Origin of the sequence: Candidatus Viridilinea mediisalina, from assembly GCF_002532535.1 — a bacterium.
Classification (GTDB): domain Bacteria; phylum Chloroflexota; class Chloroflexia; order Chloroflexales; family Chloroflexaceae; genus Viridilinea; species Viridilinea mediisalina.
Window position 1 is genome coordinate 1 of the sequence record NZ_NQWI01000259.1, and the last position, 1991, is coordinate 1991.

At 59.9% G+C, this 1991-nt stretch carries 1 protein-coding gene; it reads right to left on the reverse strand.

Annotated features, from left to right (window positions below; all coding sequences use genetic code 11):
• Positions 1-74: 74 nt before the first annotated feature.
• Positions 75-1691, reverse strand: a complete 1617-nt coding sequence (locus CJ255_RS21840) for an amidohydrolase (protein WP_097646179.1) — start codon at positions 1689-1691, stop codon at positions 75-77.
• Between the last annotated feature and the right edge of the window lie 300 nt (positions 1692-1991).

Below are 1991 nucleotides of genomic sequence, written 5' to 3' on the forward strand. Positions count from 1 at the left end.
TTCTGTTCTTCTGTTCTTCTGTTCTTCTGTTCTTCTGTTCTTCTGTTCTTCTGTTCTTCTGTTCTTCTGTTCTTCTATTCAAACTGTACCTTACCCCCCACGATGGTCATTGCCGCAGTCAGGGCGTGCAACTCGTAGGGTTTACTGCGGAAGGGGTCGCCGGTGAGTACTGTGAAGTCGGCGAGGGCGCCGATTTGTAGTTGGCCTTTGCATTGCGCTTCGCCACTGGCAAGGGCCGGGCCACAGCAGTAGGCGCGGAGTGCCTCTTCGACGCTGAGACACTGTTCGGCGTACCAGCCCTCCTCTGGCCAGCCGTTGGGCCGCTGGCGTGTGACCGCAGCATGGATGCCGAGCCAGGGATTCATGCTTTCAACCGGCGCATCCGAGCCGAACGCAAGGGTTGCTCCGCTCTCCAAGATGCTCCGCCAGGCATAGGCGTAGGCACAACGTGCGCCCCATAACGCTTCGGCAGCCTCGATGTCGCTGGTACAGTGAATCGGTTGCATAGAGGCAATGACGCCCAATTCGGCTAAACGTGGCAGATCTTTGGGGTGAATCACCTGCACATGCTCAATGCGGTTGGGTAAGGCTAGGGGTGGGGCAGCCTCGCCTAAAGCTTCACGATCCGCTAACGCATGCTCAAGTGCTTGCAACACTTTGCGGTTTGCCGCATCACCAATGGCGTGTACCGCCACACAGATGCCATGGCTATTGGCGTAGCGAATCGTAGCATCAAGCACTTCAGGTTCAATCGTTGCAATGCCAACATGACGCCGCCCTTCGTAGTGGCTCAACATCTCGGCACTCTCGGAGCCGAGCGAGCCATCGGCGAAGAGCTTGAGCCCCCCTAAGCGCAACCAGGGATCGCCGAAGCCACTGCGTAGGCCCATGTGGATCACCCCTTCAAGATCGGGAGGGGCAAAGTAGACCAATGCACGCAGCGACAATTCCCCGCGAGCGCGGAGCGTCTGCAGGTCGCGCAGCACCTCCGGCCCTGTCGCATGGTTTGGCCCAGGCACCACATGCACACTGGTGAGCCCGTAGCTCAACGCTTCACGCAGCGCTGCTCGCAGCGCATCGAGGCGCTCCTCTTCACTCAGCGGTGGCACCACGGCACGCACAAGCTCCATTGCCGTTTCAATCAAAATGCCGGTCGGCTCACCATTGCGGTTGCGCTGAATTTGGCCCCCCTCAGGGTGCGGTGTGGTTGCCGTGACCCCCGCCAGCGCAAGGGCACGACTATTGACCCAGAGCGAGTGGCCATCTTTGCGTGTAAGCACAACCGGACGGTCGGGACAAACCGCGTCAAGATCGGCGCGGGTTGGCCAACTCTGGCCCCAGGCGAGATGGTTCCAGCCACTACCGCGCAGCCACGCATCAGGCGGCAAGGTGGCTGCCCGCTCGGCAATCAGCCGCTGCGCATCCTTGAGACTCGTGATGCCCGCAAGATTGACTTCGCGCAGCGTTAAGCCCTGTTGAATAATATGCACATGGGCATCGGTCAAACCAGGCACAAGCGCCCGTCCGCGTAGATTGATCGTTTCACCGCGCTGCCCCGCCACACTCGCCTGCACGCGGCCTTCGCTCCCAAGGGCAATAATACGCCCATGGCGTATGGCCAGCGCACGCACCACCGGCTGCTCTGGATCAAGCGTGTAGATCGGGCCGTTGTAGAAGACCATTGTTGACATAGTTGTATGGTACTGCGTTAGATTGCGGTTTGTCAACATTATCGGGGCTACGCCCCCATTCGCTTGATGTGTAGGGCTGCCGCCCTACCACCCGCTTTGGGGCTACGCCCCTATTCGCATGATGTGTAGGGCTGCCGCCCTACAACCCGCTTTGGGGCTACGCCCCAAACCCCGTTTGTTGTTCCGTGTTGGCGGCTTCGCCGCCAACACGAACGAACAAAAGTGTTAGCGCGAAGAAGCCTTGGGTTCGCCGCCACCGCGACGCTGGCTCGGTGGTTGAGCCTGCCGAAACCAGCCTGT

Bases quoted from the DNA above. Each gene is read 5' to 3' on its own strand.
- CJ255_RS21840 (WP_097646179.1), bottom strand. From the start codon at position 1,691: ATGTCAACAATGGTCTTCTACAACGGCCCGATCTACACGCTTGATCCA.